Source organism: Eubacterium sp. SB2 (genome assembly GCF_001244405.1).
In the GTDB taxonomy this organism is placed as follows: domain Bacteria; phylum Bacillota; class Clostridia; order Lachnospirales; family Lachnospiraceae; genus Faecalicatena; species Faecalicatena contortus_B.
In genome coordinates this window covers 409,659-427,527 of record NZ_LN865152.1, presented here as the reverse complement: position 1 = coordinate 427,527, position 17,869 = coordinate 409,659, and the positions used below count along the sequence as shown (strand labels likewise).

General features: G+C 46.2%; 18 protein-coding genes. 17 read left to right on the top strand and 1 reads right to left on the bottom strand.

Features of this window, described 5'->3' with window-relative positions; all coding sequences use genetic code 11:
- Positions 1-40 precede the first annotated feature (40 nt).
- The 3 genes from BN1938_RS09390 to BN1938_RS09380 all read left to right on the top strand — a co-directional run bounded on the left by BN1938_RS09390 (position 41) and on the right by BN1938_RS09380 (position 2,823).
- The gene (locus tag BN1938_RS09390; RefSeq protein ID WP_050640350.1) at positions 41-880 is read left to right on the top strand and encodes a tyrosine-type recombinase/integrase; all 840 of its coding nucleotides are present in this window, start codon (positions 41-43) and stop codon (positions 878-880) included.
- Positions 881-1,227: 347 nt separating this feature from the next.
- Positions 1,228-1,608, top strand: coding sequence for a hypothetical protein (locus BN1938_RS09385; protein WP_050640349.1), 381 nt, complete (start codon positions 1,228-1,230; stop codon positions 1,606-1,608).
- A gap of 90 nt (positions 1,609-1,698) precedes the next feature.
- The gene (locus BN1938_RS09380) at positions 1,699-2,823 is read left to right on the top strand and encodes an aldo/keto reductase (protein ID WP_050640348.1); all 1,125 of its coding nucleotides are present in this window, start codon (positions 1,699-1,701) and stop codon (positions 2,821-2,823) included.
- A 190-nt stretch (positions 2,824-3,013) separates the two neighbouring features.
- On the opposite strand, the gene gnpA is transcribed toward BN1938_RS09380, so the two are convergent.
- Positions 3,014-5,167, bottom strand: a complete 2,154-nt coding sequence (gnpA, locus tag BN1938_RS09375; protein ID WP_050640347.1) for a 1,3-beta-galactosyl-N-acetylhexosamine phosphorylase — start codon at positions 5,165-5,167, stop codon at positions 3,014-3,016.
- A 224-nt stretch (positions 5,168-5,391) separates the two neighbouring features.
- Between gnpA and BN1938_RS09370 the strand changes: the two genes are divergently transcribed.
- From BN1938_RS09370 to BN1938_RS09305, 14 genes are all read left to right on the top strand, one after another.
- On the top strand, positions 5,392-6,339 hold the full coding sequence (locus BN1938_RS09370) for an AraC family transcriptional regulator (RefSeq protein ID WP_050640346.1): 948 nt from the start codon (positions 5,392-5,394) through the stop codon (positions 6,337-6,339).
- 568 nt (positions 6,340-6,907) lie between these two features.
- Positions 6,908-7,507 (top strand): hypothetical protein, encoded by a 600-nt coding sequence (locus BN1938_RS09365; protein ID WP_050640345.1) that lies wholly within the window; start codon positions 6,908-6,910, stop codon positions 7,505-7,507.
- Positions 7,508-7,518: 11 nt separating this feature from the next.
- Entirely contained in the window at positions 7,519-9,663 is a 2,145-nt protein-coding gene (locus BN1938_RS09360) for an NHLP family bacteriocin export ABC transporter peptidase/permease/ATPase subunit (RefSeq protein WP_050640344.1), read from the top strand.
- An 11-nt stretch (positions 9,664-9,674) separates the two neighbouring features.
- The gene (locus BN1938_RS09355; RefSeq protein ID WP_050640343.1) at positions 9,675-11,849 is read left to right on the top strand and encodes an NHLP bacteriocin export ABC transporter permease/ATPase subunit; all 2,175 of its coding nucleotides are present in this window, start codon (positions 9,675-9,677) and stop codon (positions 11,847-11,849) included.
- Between the two features lie 175 nt (positions 11,850-12,024).
- Complete coding sequence (locus tag BN1938_RS09350) at positions 12,025-12,270, top strand: hypothetical protein (RefSeq protein WP_050640342.1); 246 nt, start codon at positions 12,025-12,027, stop codon at positions 12,268-12,270.
- Between the two features lie 64 nt (positions 12,271-12,334).
- Positions 12,335-12,550, top strand: coding sequence for a hypothetical protein (locus BN1938_RS09345; RefSeq protein ID WP_050640341.1), 216 nt, complete (start codon positions 12,335-12,337; stop codon positions 12,548-12,550).
- Between the two features lie 91 nt (positions 12,551-12,641).
- Positions 12,642-13,181, top strand: coding sequence for an RNA polymerase sigma factor (locus tag BN1938_RS09340; protein WP_050640340.1), 540 nt, complete (start codon positions 12,642-12,644; stop codon positions 13,179-13,181).
- A gap of 12 nt (positions 13,182-13,193) precedes the next feature.
- On the top strand, positions 13,194-13,418 hold the full coding sequence (locus BN1938_RS09335) for a hypothetical protein (RefSeq protein ID WP_050640339.1): 225 nt from the start codon (positions 13,194-13,196) through the stop codon (positions 13,416-13,418).
- A gap of 140 nt (positions 13,419-13,558) precedes the next feature.
- The gene (locus BN1938_RS09330; RefSeq protein ID WP_050640338.1) at positions 13,559-14,284 is read left to right on the top strand and encodes a LytR/AlgR family response regulator transcription factor; all 726 of its coding nucleotides are present in this window, start codon (positions 13,559-13,561) and stop codon (positions 14,282-14,284) included.
- A gap of 14 nt (positions 14,285-14,298) precedes the next feature.
- Positions 14,299-15,090, top strand: a complete 792-nt coding sequence (locus BN1938_RS09325) for an ATP-binding protein (RefSeq protein ID WP_050640337.1) — start codon at positions 14,299-14,301, stop codon at positions 15,088-15,090.
- A 181-nt stretch (positions 15,091-15,271) separates the two neighbouring features.
- On the top strand, positions 15,272-16,006 hold the full coding sequence (locus tag BN1938_RS09320; protein WP_050640336.1) for a LytR/AlgR family response regulator transcription factor: 735 nt from the start codon (positions 15,272-15,274) through the stop codon (positions 16,004-16,006).
- A 33-nt stretch (positions 16,007-16,039) separates the two neighbouring features.
- Positions 16,040-16,447 (top strand): ATP-binding protein, encoded by a 408-nt coding sequence (locus BN1938_RS09315; protein ID WP_050640335.1) that lies wholly within the window; start codon positions 16,040-16,042, stop codon positions 16,445-16,447.
- A gap of 78 nt (positions 16,448-16,525) precedes the next feature.
- On the top strand, positions 16,526-16,822 hold the full coding sequence (locus tag BN1938_RS09310; protein ID WP_050640334.1) for an STAS domain-containing protein: 297 nt from the start codon (positions 16,526-16,528) through the stop codon (positions 16,820-16,822).
- Between the two features lie 28 nt (positions 16,823-16,850).
- The gene (locus BN1938_RS09305) at positions 16,851-17,756 is read left to right on the top strand and encodes a GGDEF domain-containing protein (RefSeq protein WP_050640333.1); all 906 of its coding nucleotides are present in this window, start codon (positions 16,851-16,853) and stop codon (positions 17,754-17,756) included.
- The last annotated feature ends 113 nt before the right edge of the window (positions 17,757-17,869 follow it).

The following is a 17,869-nucleotide window of genomic DNA, read 5'->3' as shown; positions in this document are numbered from 1 at the left end:
GTCAAAAATGTATTTTAATATATAAAAAGGAGGAAAACATATGACAGAAAAAATATCTATTAAAAAAGTAGGGGAATTCGAAAACAACTTAATAATGAATGAAAAATCCTTGGCTACGATTAAAAAATATATCAAGGAAATCCGAAATTTTCTTGATTTTCTGGACGGCGGTGATATTACCAAAACCAGGGTGATGCAATACCGGGCCGCATTGCAGCCGGAGTACAGGGCACAGACCATTAATGTGAAGCTGTCAGCGGTGAATGCTTTTCTGGATTTCATAGGGAGACCGGAATGCCGTGTGAGATTTATAAAAGTACAGAAAAAGTCCTTTGTAGAAGAGGAAAAAGAATTAAGAGAGGAAGAGTATAAAACACTGCTGTTGTCCGCACGTGAAAGGGGCAAAATCCGGCTGTACCATATTCTGCTTACCTTATGTTCAACCGGGATCAGAATCAGTGAGTTGAAGTATATTACCGCAGATGCTGTCCGGCAGGGGCGGGCAGAGATTGATATGAAAGGGAAACACCGGGTGATTCTGCTGCCGAATGAATTGAAAAACAAGCTGAAAGAATATATGGATCAAAAGAATATACGTACAGGAAGTGTGTTTATAACAAGAAATGGAAAACCTGTCGACCGCTCTAATATTTTTCATGAGATGAAACGCCTGTCGGCCTATGCGGGTGTAAAGCCGAAAAAAGTATATCCCCACAATTTAAGGCATCTGTTTGCCAGAAGTTTTTATGCGGTGGAAAAGAATCTTTCCCATCTCGCTGATATTCTGGGGCATTCTTCTATTGAGACAACAAGGATTTATATTGCTTCCAGTTATAGAAACTTTGACCGGATATTAGACAGCATGCAGTTGATTATATAAAAACCACAGAATCTATATTCTGTGGTAAAAAAGAAAAAAGTCTACATAAGTTTGGTTGGTTTTATTATATATGAAAAGTCTGGAATATTCAATTATAATCTATAGACGCACATAATTTCGAAAAAACTTATTAAAAACAGCTTTGGATAAAAGTAGTATATACGACAACAAGACCTGTGATTATTTATTTACTACAGGTCTGTTTCAGTGTGTCTAAAATGCTTGTATTAATTCAAAAAAGCACATTGCATTTGACAGATCGTAGAAAATCTGTTCCTAATTGCGGATGAATTACCACAGAATATAGATTCTGAGGTAAAGGGGAAAGATGAGATGGAGGACCCGGTATGAATAAAAGAACATTGATTGCAGCCCCTCTGAGCATTATTTTTCAGGATCAATCGCTGCTTCTCCTTTTTGAGGATGATCATAAAACGGAAATACAATATACAGAACTTATCATTGTTTATCTGGCAGCAAAAAATGGGAGTACCGGAGGGATCTGCATGCCCTGTATTACTGAGGTTACGGCGGATATGGACGGATACATTTTAATATATGGCGCCGAGATGGACTATGAGCTGCATACATATAAGACAAACAAGACTGCGGGGGAATTGTTTATCAGGATGGCGGAACACGCCGGGCAGGGGTTATTTGGTTATGAACCGTGGATTGAGGAGATACGGCTGGAGTTTTTCGAAGAAGCAGTTCTTTTTCAAAAGTGAGCCTGAGGGTCTGTTTTTTTTCGCGGAATTATTATATAATTCTTCCATAGTATTCGTATAAAAAATAACAACAAAATGGAGGAATATGGAATGGAAAATCGATACGGCAATATACCTAAACTGGGTTTTGGGCTGATGCGCCTTCCGATGATTGGTGAGGACGTGGATATGGAACAGACGAAGCAGATGGTGGATATGTTTTTAGAGGCGGGATTTACATATTTTGATACAGCCTATGGATATGTGGACGGCAAGAGTGAAGCAGCAATCAAGGAGGCTCTTGTTGACCGCTATCCAAGAGATCAGTTCCTTTTAGCGACAAAACTTCCGGCCTGGGATGCAAAGGACGCAGACGAGGCAAAGGCAATGTTTGACACCTCTCTGAAGAGAACCGGGGCAGGATATTTCGACTTTTACCTGCTCCACAATCTGGGAGAACATAGATCACAGGCATTTGATGACTTTGGAATCTGGGATTTCCTTGCAGAAAAGAAAGCGCAGGGGCTGATCCGCAATCTCGGATTTTCTTTCCACGACAAAGCAGCTCTGCTGGATGAGATCCTGACCGCACATCCTGAAATGGACTTTGTACAGCTGCAGATTAATTATGCGGACTGGGACAATCCGACCATCGAATCAAGACTGTGCTATGAAACAGCCAGAAAACACGGCAAAGAAATCATCATCATGGAACCGGTAAAAGGCGGTAATCTGTCAGCGCTTCCTGATAATCTGGAGAACATATTCAAGGCGGTCGATCCCGAAGCATCAGTATCCTCATGGGCAATCCGCTACGCGGCATCCCTGGAAGGCATCATCACAGTCTTAAGCGGTATGTCCAACATCAGCCAAATGCAGGATAACCTCTCATACATGAAAGAGTTCAGGCCGCTGTCAAATGAAGAAAGAGAAGCAGTACAGAAAGTACAAAAAGGTCTTAGCAAGCTGCCAACCGTCCCCTGTACTGCCTGCGCATACTGCATGAAAGGCTGCCCGGAGAACATCGCCATATACGGAATATTCCAGGCAGTAAACCTATTGAACACCTATGGCAACAAAGAAAGCGCCGGAGGTACATACCAATGGAGCACAGAAGGCCACGGCTGGAATAAAGCATCCGCATGCATCCAATGCGGAAAATGCGAAGAAGTCTGTCCTCAGCACATCCACATAAGAGAGGAATTAAAAAAAGCCTCTGCCATATTTGAGGCATAAAAAACCATCCGGAGGTAGAAAAGTTACCCCACAGCCCAATCCCATCCCCCTTTCCCACCAAATTTCCCCTCTGTAAGCGGTTTCTCATCCGCCTGGATGAAGCCCAGCCTGACAGCAGCGGGGAGCGGGACCGGCCCTCAGCCGGGGGACGCTCCCCGCTGTTGTCAGGCGTCCTACACCCCCCCGCATGTTAAACCCGCTCACAATAAATCCCATAGCCCTCCATCCGGCATGTGATTTTCTTCCCATTTACGACTACAGCTGCGTTCTGTTCCTGTCCGGAGTTATTGATCACGACAAGCATACTGCTCTCCGGATAATAAGCGCACTCCGTATGCAGGTTATCTGTTACCAGTTCCGGCATAAGCTGCCCGCCTGTTCCGTACAGGATCAGATTCATTAGCAGCCGTGTATTTTCCGGGCAGTGCTCGAAGGATGCCAGATAGATCCCCCTGCCGGAGCCGAATCCGCAGGAAGTCACGGCTGGCATGCCAGCTTCTTCTCTGAGAACGGATGCCTTACCGTCAGTCAGATAAATTCCCTTTCTGGCATGTATATAACTTCCGTCCGGAAAGAGACCTTCCGGTTCTTCTTCTGTAAATGACCATTTGCCATGGCACACTCTGGCCCCCGTGTCTTCATCAACGCCCAGGATATGTGCCATGCGGAAAAAGGTGTCGTACCCGTCCGCTGCGGAAGGCTCATTGACTCCGATGAAGGTTCCGCCGTTATAAACCCATTCGGTCAGAATGCTTACGGTATGCTCATCTTTCCAGCAGTCGCCTCCGCTCCATGCGCTTCCGGCATATCCTGCATTGATTACGACATCGATTTCCTCTAGCGCACCGTTTTTCACATCTTCAAAACTGATAAATGAGACATCAAAAGGAAGTCCCGAGAGGCTTTCGTTGATATGGATCAAATCGTGCATATAGGTCTCATGGAAATGTCCGGATAACGTCCAGGAACGCAGTGCACCCCAATAATGAAGTACAGCCACCCTGGGTTTTAATACAGCAGGTTTTCCGTGACTGTGAAGATCTTTGAGCATGCGGAACTCATCTGCGGTGTCGGCAATATACTCCACGAATTCCGGGCTGTTTTCAACCAGATGCAGATAACCTCCAAGTCCGATCCGTTCAATAGGCGATCTTAAAACAGCGCGTCTGACGGCCTGCCAGTATTTCTGTGCTTCTCCTTTCGGATTGCCCCCTTCCAGAAACGTAGGCGAACCGTTTATCCCGGTAGGAAACAGATATGGGTGCAGACGAAGTTCATGGGTTTCCACAGGAACACCGCTGCAGAGACGCGCCTCATAGCCGCTGAAGACACATTTTATCATTCCGTCGAATCCAAATTCTTCAAAACGTCCGTTGTAAGGCTCGATTCCCACCCAGCTGTCGTCGTAAAAGACATAGGCTTTTTTGCCATAGTCATGAACCATGGACACCAGTTTTTTCCCGAATTCGATTACAAAATCATTGATAAAATCCATCCAGTCTCTCTTGGTCTTTCCGGCGGGCATATGCGTGACGTGATATTTCCCCTGATTCACAAAATCTTCCGCGGTTAGACTGTATCCATATGTCTCTGCAAATAGATCCAGCGCTCTGGGGCTGACGGTAAAATCGTAAGATGCCCAGTCGGTAAACAAATTACGGTTTCTTACATCACTGCCCCAGATCCAGACAAAGTTGTAAAACATGGAGGTAAATCTGACAACTGTCGTGGATTGGTGTGTTTCACACCAGTTTTTCATCCACGCAAGCAGATACTCCTGTGCTTCCTCGTAACGGGGGTCAATCTGCATCAAATGTTCCTTTTCCCAATGGTTGGTAGTATGGTTGTACATAGAGATCTCTTCCCAGATACGGTATGCCATAAAGGAGACCGTGTACTTATGCCAGGGAGTAATCCCTTTCAGCCGTACCTGACGGTTTCCGGCAGAGTAATCCCAGTGCGTCCTGTCAACCTCCTGCCCGGTGGTTCTGTCATATATCTGCCAGTATTTAAAGGCATCGGGAGTGTCATTGACGGCAAACTGCTCCTCAAAGAAATCTTTCATCAAATCAATATCCAGCGTATCACTTGCAGCGGTTACCGGTTGTGTGATCAGAAAAGTCTGCTGCAGTTTGTCCATGTTCTTTTTTGCCCAGTCATTATGGTCACGGATGATGCAGATGGTAGAATAGATGCCGTATCCTGCATCCAGAATCTCATCGGAAAGCACCGTTCCATCGCTGTCACGGATAACATCGGCTCCCCATTTCTCCGCCATTTCAAGCGTCAGTTTTTCATATCCGGCTTCCCCGGGAAGGGTAAAGCCCCCTTTTGTTGTGCTCATATCTGGTCTCCTCTCTATCTTTGGATTACGTGTTTTACATGTTTGTAGAATTATTATCCTTCAAATGACCGATACCGTCTAATCACCCAGATAAAAAAAGTGTGCAAAAATGACCATCTATGATAAAATATAAAGCAAACATCCGAAAGTCAGGCATAGCCAGTCTGATGGGAGGCTGATTCACCGGATTCTATTCAGAAATTCAAAAACAGGGAGAGAAGTATATGCGCAAAAATGTTTCAAAAGGAGAATATAAAATAACGGAATTCCGCAGCTATCATCTTCCGGAGTATTTTCCCGTGCTGCTTTTGACAGGGGAGCACTGGAAGATATCGGATATTCCCAGCGGGCGTCTGCATTTTCATAACTGTCTGGAGGTAGGGATCTGCCATTCCGAGAGCGGAAAAATAGAATTCTATGGCGGGGCATTAGAGTTTGAAGCAGGAAACGTGACGTGCATTCCTAAAAATATCCCTCACACTACCTATTCGGACAAGGGCAGAAAAAGCAAATGGTCCTATCTGTTTTTTGATCCCGGCAGGATGTTCGGCGGCTGGATGCCCGGTTCCTGGGAAAATATAAACCTTGTACCAGCAGGAACAAACGGGTATCAATACATATTAAAAAAAGAAGACTCCGAACGAATCTACAGCCTTGCAATGCAGGTGATTTCAGAGATGACCGGGAAAAAGCCAGGCTACCAGCTGAGCACCCGCGGCCTGCTGCTGTCCCTGTATATCGAACTGTATCGGATCCAGAACCTGAAAGCTTCCCGGAATCTTTCCCTAACAGAAGAAGAAAGCAAGTCCAATACCATGGTGCTCTCACCCGCACTCGATTATATAGAACAAAATTACATGGAATCCTTTACGACAGATACTCTTGCCGAACTATGCCACTGGAGCCCCACTCATTTCAGAAGAGTATTCTCCCAGATCATGGGAATGTCCCCCCTGGAATACATCAACCAGGTACGGATTGCAGAAGCATGCAACATGCTGTGTACCACCGAAGACTCCATCCTGAGCATCTCAGAAAACACAGGATTTGGTTCCGTATCCAGCTTCAACCGCAACTTCCAGCAGACCGTAAAAATGTCCCCAAGAGAATACCGCACACAAATAGCCGACACCCTCCTAAACTGCAATGGGTGGATGCAGCCGGAGGCGTGAGGTTGGGGGATAAGTAGGACGCTGTATGGGCGCGTGACAGGGCTCTTCTGGATGCGGATTTAGGGGATAACTGCCACTAATCAAAATGGAAGCCAGCATGATGAACGCCGACGACAAGCACGAGAATGCCGGATGCATTCTCGTTTAGTCGTCTTTTCCGCAGGGGTGGAACCCCTGCGGAAAGTTCATATGCTGGCTTCCATTTTGATGAAGTGGCAGTAATCCCCTAAAGACGCATCCAGGAGAGCCCTGTCACGCGCCCATACAGCTGGTTCATCCAATCAGATCAAAAACCTTCCGTCTGCCGGGAGACTGCTGGATGGGGACTGCGGATGTGTATTCCTATCCTCTGTGGAATCTATTTTGTGAAACTTGGCAAACGGACCGGCAGAAAAAAAGGTTTGCGGAAGGTTTCCCTGCAGCGTCCTTCCTCCCTCCACCGACAGGCGTCCTCCCTAGAAAACATATTGCCAAAATTTTGAGACGATTTAAGTTGTGCTGGCGTATATGAACTAATAGAGTTATTAAAATAATTAGGGAAGAGAATGTGTTGGAACAGGAGGCAGGTATGGAAAAAAATGAAATTTTTAGAAAGTCAAATCTGGAACGGATTTCTTCTCCGGAAAAAATGAATGACTATATTAAGGTGATAAATCCGAGTGTTGTTCTGATGCTGCTGGCTTTGGGCCTGTTGCTTATCGGCGGATGCGTCTGGGGATTTCTGGGGAATATTCCCCAGTCGGAGAAGTTATCGGGGGCTTTTTATTCCCAGGATGGGAGCGGGCAGTGCGGCAGGGTGGCGGCAGTGGTGCCCGTGGATACGGCCGCGAAGCTGGAAACCGGCATGGAGGTGCAGGTGTCGCCCGATGCGGTTGACAGAGATACATATGGCTATATGAAAGGCAGGATTGAATCTGTAGGGCAATACCCTGCTGCAAAAGAAGAGGTTCTGGGACTGGTCAGCAACAAGCAGCTGGCTGATTATCTTATGCCGGGAGATGTGGGGATCCTGGTGACCATAGTCATGGATGAAGACAGCAGTTCTGCAAGCGGTATCCGGTGGTCCGGAGAGAAGGGACGGGATATCGAGGTGAAGGACGGCGCCACCTGTTCGGCACTGGTAATTATCAAGAATCAGAAGCCGATCCAACTGATTTTAGGAGACTAGGAGGGAAAAGCATGTCAAAACCAGTTAAAGTTCCGGTAGTAATGCAGATGGAAGCTCTGGAATGCGGTGCTGCTTCCCTTACAATGATACTGGCTTATCACGGCAGATGGGTGCCGCTGGATAAGATGCGGCTGGCCTGCGGCGTATCCAGAGATGGGACGAGCGTCAAGAGTCTGAAGGCTGCAGCTGCGGAGTACGGGCTCACGGCCAGGGCGTACCGCTATGAGATCGATATGGTGAAGGAGATTCCGGTACCTGCGATTATACACTGGAATTTCAATCATTTCGTAGTATTGTGTGGATTTAATGCAAAGGGGGCGGTGATTAACGATCCGGCCAGAGGGCGTCTGACCGTTCCCATGAAAGAATTTGACCGGGCGTTTACCGGCATTGTGGTTGCCTTTGAGAAAAATGAGGCATTTGAGGTAGGCGGGGAGAAACGCAGCATTCTCGGATTTGCAAAGAAAAGGCTGGAGGGGACTCGGTCAGCCATTGTTTTTGTATTTATTACCACGGTATTTGTCACTGTGGTCGGAATCGTACAGCCGCTGTTTTCAAAGATATTTATGGACAGCATACTGGGCAAGGGGCAGTCGGACTGGCTGATGCCGTTTATTGGGATCATGTCAGCCGTTGTTCTGTTCAGCATTGTGGTGAATCTGCTGCAGGCGGTCTATATGCGGAAGATTCAGGGTAAATTTGCGATTGTAGCCAATTCCGAGTTTATGTGGCACGTACTCAGGCTTCCCATGAATTTCTTTTCCCAGAGAAATGCGGGCGACCTGGTGAACCGGCAGGGACTGAACCAGTCGATAACAAACACACTGGTCGGAGAGCTTGCGCCCACCGGTCTGGATCTGATAACACTGGTGCTGTATCTTGTGATTATGCTGCGGTACAGCGTTATTCTCACGGCTGTGGGACTGGTAACCGTTGCAATCAACCTTTTTTCGGCGGGATATATATCAAATAAGGTTATGAACATCAGCCGGGTGGCCATGCGTGAGCGCGGAAAAGTGGAAAGTACAACGACCTCCGGGATTGAGATGATCGAGACGATTAAGGCGGCGGGGGCGGAAAACGGATTTTTTGAACGCTGGTCCGGGTTCATTGCAAGGGAATCCGTGGAGAACAACCGGATCCTGAAGACCTCCCTTTATATGAATACCGTTCCCCAGTTTCTATCCACACTGGCCAATGCATCCGTTCTTCTGATCGGTGCGCTGCTGATCATACAGGGGGATTTTACGGTCGGTATGCTGATGGCATTCCAGGGATTTATCGCGCAGTTTATTTCCCCGGCGCTGGCACTGACGAATGTAGGGACCACCATACAGCAGATGAAGGCATCGATGGAGCGTGTGGAGGATGTCATGGATTATCCGCCGGATATTGATTACAGTACAGAAGAGGATGAAGACCTGACAGAGGCAAAGAAGTTGTCAGGGGATATTAAGCTTAAGAATGTGACGTTTGGATACAGCACCAGGTCCAAACCACTGATCCGCGATTTCAGCATTGATATTAAGCCCGGCTCCAAGATTGCATTTGTCGGAGCCTCCGGGTGCGGGAAATCTACGATGACCAAACTTATTTCCGGTCTGTATAAGCCATGGTCCGGTACGATCGAATTTGACGGGAAACCGATGGATGAGACAAACCATATGGTATTTACCAGCTCAGTAGCGGTTGTGGACCAGGATATCATTATGTTTGAGGATTCCATCCGGAACAATATTAAGATGTGGGACGAATCCATTGAAGACTTTGAGATGATCATGGCGGCAAAGGATGCCAGCATGCATGAGGAGATTATGCTGCGGGACGGTTATGACTGCAAACTTTTGGAAGGCGGAAAGAACTTTTCGGGCGGACAGAGGCAGAGACTGGAGATTGCACGCGTGCTTGCACAGGATCCGAGCATTGTGATTCTGGATGAAGCCACCAGCGCGCTGGATGCAAAGACAGAGTATGAAGTGATCAATGCGATCAAAGAACGGGGAATTACCTGTATTATCGTAGCCCACCGTCTGTCTACGATACGGGACTGCGATGAAATTGTTGTTATGAATTACGGTGAGGTTGTGGAGCGGGGAACTCATGAAGAACTGATGAAGAATGAGGGACTTTACACACAGCTGATTACAACAGAATAGGGAGGGGTTATATGAGTTGGTTTGGTGAACAGCTGGAAGAAAGAAAAAAGAAAGACACGGAATTGTTCGAGAATGCCTTCCAGAACCTTTCCTCTGTTGTCATGCCTTCTGCGGGCAGGCAGAAGATGGAGGATGATATCGAGGCGTCGCAGAATGCGATCGAAGAAGTTCTGAAATATATGCGTGTAAAGATTGTGGAAGTGCCGGGTGATGTAAAAGGGCTGAATGACCAGCTGGAATATATGCTGAGGCCCACCGGGGTTATGAGGCGCCGCGTGGAGCTTTCGGATACTTGGTACAGGGATTCCATCAATCCGCTTCTGGCGGCAAAGAAGGATGGAACAGTGGTTGCACTTCTGCCCAGCCACACAAGCGGCTACAGTTATTACGACAGGGCAAAACAGAAAAAGGTACGGGTGACGAAAAAGAATGCAGAGGAATTTGATATCGATGCCTTCTGCTTTTACAGACCGCTTCCGTTGAAAAGGCTTACAGTAAAGGATCTCATCCTTTTCATGGCCAGGAGTTTAAGCATATGGGATTACATATATTTGGCAGTACTGACCATGGCGGTCAGCCTGGCCGGTCTGATTACCCCTTATGCGACGCAGATGATATTTTCCAGTGTTATTCCAACGGGAGTCAGTTTTTACGTACTTCCCATTACGATCCTGCTGATCACGTCACTGGTGGCGGGAAATCTGTTCAATATGTGCAATTCTATTCTGGATACAAAGATTGAAAAGAAGCTGAGCGTGGCTGTAAAGAGTGCAACTATGGCAAGGGTTCTTCTGCTCCCCGCAGGATTCTTCAAAAAATACTCCTCGGGGGAGTTATCGAAGCGTCTGGAAAGCATGGATAAGCTTTCAAAGCTTCTGCAGGACACGATTATGAACACGGGGCTTACGGCCGTGTTCTCAATCGTCTATGTGTTACAGATTATCGGGTATTCAAAACCACTGGCTGTTACAGCGGTTGTCATCTTATTGTTGAACCTGCTGTACACTCTGATCAGCAGTATTCTGCAGCTGGGATACTCCCGGCGGAGACTGGGGGCGGAGGCGAAGCTGAACGGTATGGTTTTTGCCTTGTTTTCAGGTATACAAAAGATTAAGCTGTCCGGTTCGGAAAAGCGTATGTTCGGGCGCTGGGCTAAAAAATACAGGGAGAGCGCGGATCTGGAGTATAACCCGCCGCTCATTTTAAAAATAGCGCCTGTGTTCAATGTTATCTTTACCTTTGGGAATTTGCTGGTTTTATACTATGTTGCTGCGGTCAATCATGTATCAGCAGCGGACTACATTGCATTCACGGCGTCTTATGGCATGGTGAGCACGGCGGTTATGGGGCTTGCCGGCATTACAAATGTGATATCGGATATTAAGCCGGTGATGGAAATGGTAGAGCCGATTCTGACGACCCTGCCGGAGATCGAAGAAAAAAAGAAAGTTGTCACGAAGATAAATGGCTCGATTGAACTGAGCAACATTTCCTTCCAGTATTCTCCGGATGGGCCTAAGATACTGGATAACCTGTCTCTGAAGATCCGCCCGAACCAATATGTGGCAATTGTTGGTAAGACAGGCTGCGGCAAATCTACATTGATGAGAATCCTGCTGGGGTTTGAAAAGCCGCAGACGGGTGCGGTCTACTATGACGGAAAGGATCTGAACTCCCTGGATATCAAGTCGGTGCGCAGAAATATCGGGGTAGTCATGCAGAACAGTTCCTTGTTTTCAGGGGATATTTATTCCAATATCGTTGTGTCCGCTCCGTGGCTCACCCTGGAGGAAGCCTGGGAGGCTGCAAGAATGGCGGGGATTGCAGAGGACATCGAGCGCATGCCCATGAATATGCATACGATAATTTCGGAAGGAAGCGGGGGCATATCCGGCGGGCAGAAGCAAAGGCTGATGATTGCCAGGGCCATAGCGCCGAAACCTAAGATTATTATGTTTGATGAGGCAACGTCTGCGCTGGATAATATTACCCAAAAGCAGGTGTCAGAATCTCTGAACAGCCTGCGCAGTACGAGGATTGTTATTGCGCACAGACTATCCACCATTAAGCAGTGCGACAGAATTATCTATCTGGAGAACGGAAGAATTGCGGAAGATGGAACCTTTCATGAACTGGTGGAAAAGGACGGGCTTTTTGCCCAGCTGGTAAAAAGACAGATGCTGTAAGCTTCGGCCAAAGACCTCGCGGCGTTCGGTAAGGCCGGACAGGCCTTTTTCTGGTCCGATGACCGCAGGAAGAAAAAAATTCTCGAAAAGTGAGACAATCTGAACCGAAGGCCGTATATATAATTACAACAAACAAATAGCATGAAGCTATTCGATATCAAAGGAGGAAATAAGAATGTCAGAAGAAAAGAAAGCAGTAGAGTTAACAGAAATGGAACTGGAAAGTGTAGACGGTGGAGCAGGTACATACAATGGACACAGAATTACAACAGGAATCACTTCTGCAAAAGGATGTCCATGCTATGATCCGGGGTCAAATTTTTATAACAGAAAAATTCTTGCTGTCAGCAATACATGCGGAGCATGCAGACACATGATTACAGAAGACGGATGGCATTTATGTGACGCCAGAAACGATTAATTACTTAAGACCTGGATGTGCCAATGAAAAATTGGCACATCTATCTGTCGTTAAGGAGCAAAGTATGAGTGAACAATGGAAGAGGAAAGATTTTTCAAAGGACAGCAAAATCAGGGACACACTGCTGAAAGAAATGCTGGCTTACCATAGAGAACTGCTCAGGGAGATCCCTGAGGAGTACGAGGATCAGATTGCCGCGGCGGGGATCAGCCAGGGTGAACAGGAAGCTTTGGAAAAGTGGGAAAAAGAAAAGAAGTCAAATGGATACAAATTCCAGTAAAAAAAGAGCAGAAACCGTAAACCGGAAATTCTGTTCTTTTTTTTTGCTAAGATAGGATGAAGGCATATACGGAAGAGAAAGGAGATTCTGCATGGACAGGGGATTCGATACGGAAGAGACATTGACTCGTGTTTACGAAGAGTTTTTTCCGAAAATTTATAATTACGTATATTATCAGATTCATAATCGCGCTGTCACAGATGACCTGGTGAGCAGCATTTTCATGAAAGTAGTGGAGCACATAGAGTCGTTTAATGAGCAGAAAGCATCCTTCTCAACCTGGATTTTTACTATTGCCAGACGTGTGATAATTGATTACTACAGAAGATCGAAGGTGGAATCCGATATTGACGATTATGCAGATACCGTGCAATGCTCCCTTTCATTTGAAGATGCCTACCGGGCTTATACGGAAGAAGAAAACGGCAATGTAGAGGCGCTGATGGGTATTCTGAATGAAAAAGAAAGGCCGGTTATATTTCTGAGATATTTTGAAGGATGCAGTTTTGAGGAGATTGCGGCGAAGCTGGATAAGAACAGCAGCACAATACGTACCATACATGAGCGTGCGCTGAAAAAAATGCTTACATACCTGCAGCAGCGGGGGATACGGTATGAGGATGTTATATAGAGGGGGTTAGGGATGACAGTGAAAAAGGTAGATGGAATGATTGGAATAACAGCTGACGGGCATCCGATTATATTACCTGACTATGTTTGCCCATATTTTGAAGCGGATGCTGACAGTACCTGCGATGTAAAAGAATGCTGGTACTGCCGTTATGCGGACTTCCGAAAATCCAATGAAATTATGCTGGAAAACAGTATTTGCCGTCATGTACTGAATCAAGTGAAGACAAGAAGATAGAAGAGAAAGAACATGAAAGCCGGTTTGATAAATATCCTGAAAAAAATGTCAAATATCCCGAATTCCCCATGGGGTGATCTTTGATGGTAATGTAAAAGGAAAGGTCTCATAGGGGAAAAATAGTTAAAAGGGGAATATTCATGATTCAGATTGCAATTTGTGACGACAGCGGGGAAGACAGAAATGCCATAAAGTGCATTTTGGAAAGCTATTTTAAAAGAAGAAATGAAGAAATTAAAATGACCGAATACGAGGACGGAGTGATCCTCCTGGACGATTATGCGGACAAATCCGTACACTATTTTGATTTGATATTTCTGGATATTTTTATGAAAAAGTCCCAGGGAATTGACGTGGCAAAAGAATTAAGATCCTACGATAAAAAAGTAAGTATTGTACTGACAACCGCAACCGATGAGTTTGCGATGTCAGGATATGCGGTCCATGCATACGGCTATCTGGTGAAGCCGGTACGAAAAGCGGAGCTGGACGGCCTTCTGGATGATTTTGTGAGGGATTTTCACTGCGACAGAAAGCAGACCCTTCTGATCAAAAACAGGAATGTCCATGAGCGGATAGCCTATGGCGAGATCATATATATGGAGAGCATGAATCCCTATGTGTATATATATTTAAAAGATAAAAGCGTTCACCGGATTCATGCAAAACTGGGAGATGTAGAGAAGGAAGTGGCGGGGAAAAGCTTTATCCGCTGTCATCAGAGCTTTATCATCAATATGTCCGAAGTGCAGAAGGCGGATAAAGTCTTCCACATGTCAGACGGGACTAAGATTCCCATCAGGAGATCGGAATTGAAAGAATTGAAGGAAAAATACTATCAGTATGTAATACAGACGGGGTTGTAAAAGAGGAGGAAGAGATGGAAACAGCAGCTCTTGTCTGGGGTCTGCTGATCAGTCTGTCTGTTTGTGCAGTACTGGTTATCTATATCATCCGTAATTCCAGGAAGGAATATGAGAAAAAGGCAGAGGCCCAGCAGTATTATAATGAATTGAAAATTGCGCAGATGCGACTCAGGCAGGGGGAAGAGTACTACAGAACCATGCGGGATAATCTGGAGCAGGTAAGTCTGATCAGGCACGACCTGTCACATCATTTCCGCATGATATCTGAATACTGCAGATGCGGGCAGTATGATAAAATTTTGTCCTATCTGGATGAATTAGATTTCCAGAAAATGGCCGGTACAGTGCAGACATATTGTGAAAATCATGCGGCAAATCTGATCCTGGGATATTATGCCGGAAAGGCCGGGGACAATCAAATTGAATTCACCTGCCAGGCGGATCTTCCGGAGGGGATTCCGGGGAATACGATGGATCTCAGCGTTCTTCTGGGCAATGCATTGGAGAATGCCCTGGAGGCCTGTGCCGACGTGGAAGGCAGAAAATATATAGAAATAAAGATGAGATATGAAAAAAGTAAATTACTTCTCTGTATCAGGAACAGCTATCAGAATCCGCTGCGCTTCCAGGATGGCGGACTGATGTCGCATAAGCAGGAGGCCGGGCATGGACTCGGCATGAAAAGCATACAGAGAGTCGTAAACAAATATGAAGGTTACTGTAATTATTATGGAGAGAAAGGGGAGTTTGTCCTGCAGATTGTGCTGCAGACGGAGGCCGGCGATGTTTTACAGCCTGTTCCCTGAGACGATTGGGCGGCCGGCACGTATATATTCATAGAAAAGGTTGTGATAAATCACAACAAATCACAACAAAGACCCCACGGGATTGTAGTTTTATATCCGTAATTTATAATGAAAATTACGAATAACACAGTATTTTTTCATTGCATAAATAATGGAAAATTGTGGGGCTGGAGGGGATAACGTGCTTCAGATTGCGGTATGTGACGCCAGAGCTGAGGACCGGGATGTGATTTCCGGGTTATTAAAACATTATTTTAAGCAATATCCATATGAGTACTGTATCACTGAATATTCCAGCGGGGAGACGCTGACGGAGGACTATGAGGAAGAGCGCTGTTGGTTCAGCCTTATTTTTCTTGGAATGTGCCTGCCGGGAATGCCGGGGATGGAGACGGCCCGGAAAGTAAGGCAGATGGATAAAAGAGCAGCGATCGTATTCATGGCCGCAACGCCCAGGTTTGCGTTGGAGAGTTATGAGGTACGGGCGTTCGGTTATTTACTGAAACCGCTGCAGGCGGAAAAAACCTTAACGCTGATCGACTCTTTCCTGAGGGAGATGTGCGAGGATCAGAAAAAGCAACTCTTTCTTAAAGTCGGAAAACGCGGAGTCCGCATCGGCCTGGAGGAGATTGAATTTATAGAAAGCAGGAGGAATCTTCTGCTCATCAGTCTTGCAGATAAAGAGCAGTACCATGTGTATATGAAGATGGACCAGGTGGAGGAGAAACTGCAGGGATATGGTTTTCTGCGGTGCCATCAGAGCTTTATCGTCAACATGAATTATGTGAAAAGGGCAGATCGGGATTTCAGGATGGAATCCGGAGCTCAGATTCCAATCAGGCAGCGGAATGCAAAGTCAATCCGTGAAACTTATTTTGAATACATACTGGAAAAAGCGGATCTGACAAGAATCTGATCAGTTTACCCGGAGAAAAATGGAGGTACGGATATGGCAGAACTGAATTTACTGGCCGCACTTGAAAATCTGGATCAGGTACTGGACTTTGTGAACCGGCATTTGGAGACATATCAGTGTCCGATGAAGGTACAGATGCAGATTGATATCGCAATTGAGGAGATTTTTGTAAACATTGCCCATTATGCTTACCACCCGTCCACCGGTCCGGCAAGTATCTGTGTGGATGTGGAGGAGAATCCGCTGCAGGTTTCGATCAGTTTTGCGGATAATGGGGTTCCGTATGATCCGCTGAAAAAGGAAGATCCCGACATAGGTTTATCGGCGGATGAACGGGAGATCGGAGGATTGGGGATTTTTATGGTGAAAAAAAGTATGGATGACATATCGTATCAGTACAAGGACGGAAGCAACATACTGACTATTAAAAAGAAGTTTTGACCGCCGGCAGCGGATGGGTGCAGTTTTCGCAGACGGAATTATTAGGACACAGGCAAAATAAATCAGGAGGATGAATAGATGACAATTAATAAAACGGAAGATGGATCAACATTGGTATTGGCACTGGAGGGCCGGCTCGACACTACGACGGCGCCGGAATTGGAAGCTGTTCTGAAGGAAAGCCTGGACGGGGTAGGGACCCTGGTTCTGGATATGGAGGGGCTGGTATATCTTTCATCCGCCGGGCTGCGCGTCATTCTGGGTGCACAGAAGCAGATGAACCGACAGGGAAACATGGTGGTAAGATACGTAAATGATACGATTATGGAGGTTTTTGAGGTTACTGGCTTTACAGATATATTGACGATTGAGTAACTCCGCAAATACAGTAGAGAGGTGCTTTATGCAGTTGACAGAAGTGTTTATGGAAGCAATGCTGGAATGCGCAGAAGGATTTTATATCATTGAAGAAGAGAGCAGAAAGATCTGTTACACCAACAGTTTTTTCTATCTGGATGAAGGCAGTGAGCGGCTGGAAGGAAAAACGTGTTACCAGGCATTTGCAGGGAGGTCAGAGCCCTGCAGATACTGTCCGGAACTGGGAAAAACAAACAGCGCAAAAAAAAGCATCTATATCTGGGATTATTACGATGCCGGGTCAAAGCACTGGTACAAAGTCAAAAATTGTTTGATTGAAGTGGAGAGCACCTGGTATCGGATTGGAAATGTTATTAAGATCGGGGATATGATGGGGCTTGGAAGTGAAGCCGTGAAAGAACTGGGAGAGATGAGGAAGCTGGCCAGAGAAAGCGGCGAACTTCAGCAGTTGCTGGAGTATGAGTCCTATCACGACCGGCTTACCGGTCTTTTCAACAGGAACCGGTATGTCTGTGACCTGAAAGAGCGGTTTTTGGATGTACAGTGTGCGGGTATACTGTTCCTGGATTTGAATAATCTGAAAGAGGTGAACGACAAGTATTTTCATTCAGAAGGCGATAAACTGCTCTGCAGGCTGGCAGACACCATATATACGGCAACCGGGGAAGCGGGCAGGTGTTATCGCGTGGGCGGGGATGAGTTTATCATCATCCTGCCGGACTGCACCAAGGAAGATCTGGAGCTTCTGCGTAGGCGGATTCAGAAAGAACTCAAACAACAGGAATGCGGTGCTGATATTCCCTGCAGTGTGGCGATTGGCAGTGCATGGAGTACTTCAGCGGAGAATCTGGAATCACTGGTATCGGAAGCGGACATACGGATGTATGAGAATAAAAGACTGATGAAGGACACCGGCGGTACAGCCAAATAAGAGGGCAGGGCATCCGAATCGAGGATGCCTTTTTTCTTATGATATTAGGAAATTTCTCTGGAATTTCTAAATATCATAAAAACCTCCGGGGCATGCGTACTAAGAAGAAAACG

Bases quoted from the DNA above. Each gene is read 5' to 3' on its own strand.
- BN1938_RS09390 (WP_050640350.1), top strand. From the start codon at position 41: ATGACAGAAAAAATATCTATTAAAAAAGTAGGGGAATTCGAAAACAAC.
- BN1938_RS09385 (WP_050640349.1), top strand. From the start codon at position 1,228: ATGAATAAAAGAACATTGATTGCAGCCCCTCTGAGCATTATTTTTCAG.
- BN1938_RS09380 (WP_050640348.1), top strand. From the start codon at position 1,699: ATGGAAAATCGATACGGCAATATACCTAAACTGGGTTTTGGGCTGATG.
- gnpA (WP_050640347.1), bottom strand. From the start codon at position 5,167: ATGAGCACAACAAAAGGGGGCTTTACCCTTCCCGGGGAAGCCGGATAT.
- BN1938_RS09370 (WP_050640346.1), top strand. From the start codon at position 5,392: ATGCGCAAAAATGTTTCAAAAGGAGAATATAAAATAACGGAATTCCGC.
- BN1938_RS09365 (WP_050640345.1), top strand. From the start codon at position 6,908: ATGGAAAAAAATGAAATTTTTAGAAAGTCAAATCTGGAACGGATTTCT.
- BN1938_RS09360 (WP_050640344.1), top strand. From the start codon at position 7,519: ATGTCAAAACCAGTTAAAGTTCCGGTAGTAATGCAGATGGAAGCTCTG.
- BN1938_RS09355 (WP_050640343.1), top strand. From the start codon at position 9,675: ATGAGTTGGTTTGGTGAACAGCTGGAAGAAAGAAAAAAGAAAGACACG.
- BN1938_RS09350 (WP_050640342.1), top strand. From the start codon at position 12,025: ATGTCAGAAGAAAAGAAAGCAGTAGAGTTAACAGAAATGGAACTGGAA.
- BN1938_RS09345 (WP_050640341.1), top strand. From the start codon at position 12,335: ATGAGTGAACAATGGAAGAGGAAAGATTTTTCAAAGGACAGCAAAATC.
- BN1938_RS09340 (WP_050640340.1), top strand. From the start codon at position 12,642: ATGGACAGGGGATTCGATACGGAAGAGACATTGACTCGTGTTTACGAA.
- BN1938_RS09335 (WP_050640339.1), top strand. From the start codon at position 13,194: ATGACAGTGAAAAAGGTAGATGGAATGATTGGAATAACAGCTGACGGG.
- BN1938_RS09330 (WP_050640338.1), top strand. From the start codon at position 13,559: ATGATTCAGATTGCAATTTGTGACGACAGCGGGGAAGACAGAAATGCC.
- BN1938_RS09325 (WP_050640337.1), top strand. From the start codon at position 14,299: ATGGAAACAGCAGCTCTTGTCTGGGGTCTGCTGATCAGTCTGTCTGTT.
- BN1938_RS09315 (WP_050640335.1), top strand. From the start codon at position 16,040: ATGGCAGAACTGAATTTACTGGCCGCACTTGAAAATCTGGATCAGGTA.
- BN1938_RS09310 (WP_050640334.1), top strand. From the start codon at position 16,526: ATGACAATTAATAAAACGGAAGATGGATCAACATTGGTATTGGCACTG.
- BN1938_RS09305 (WP_050640333.1), top strand. From the start codon at position 16,851: ATGCAGTTGACAGAAGTGTTTATGGAAGCAATGCTGGAATGCGCAGAA.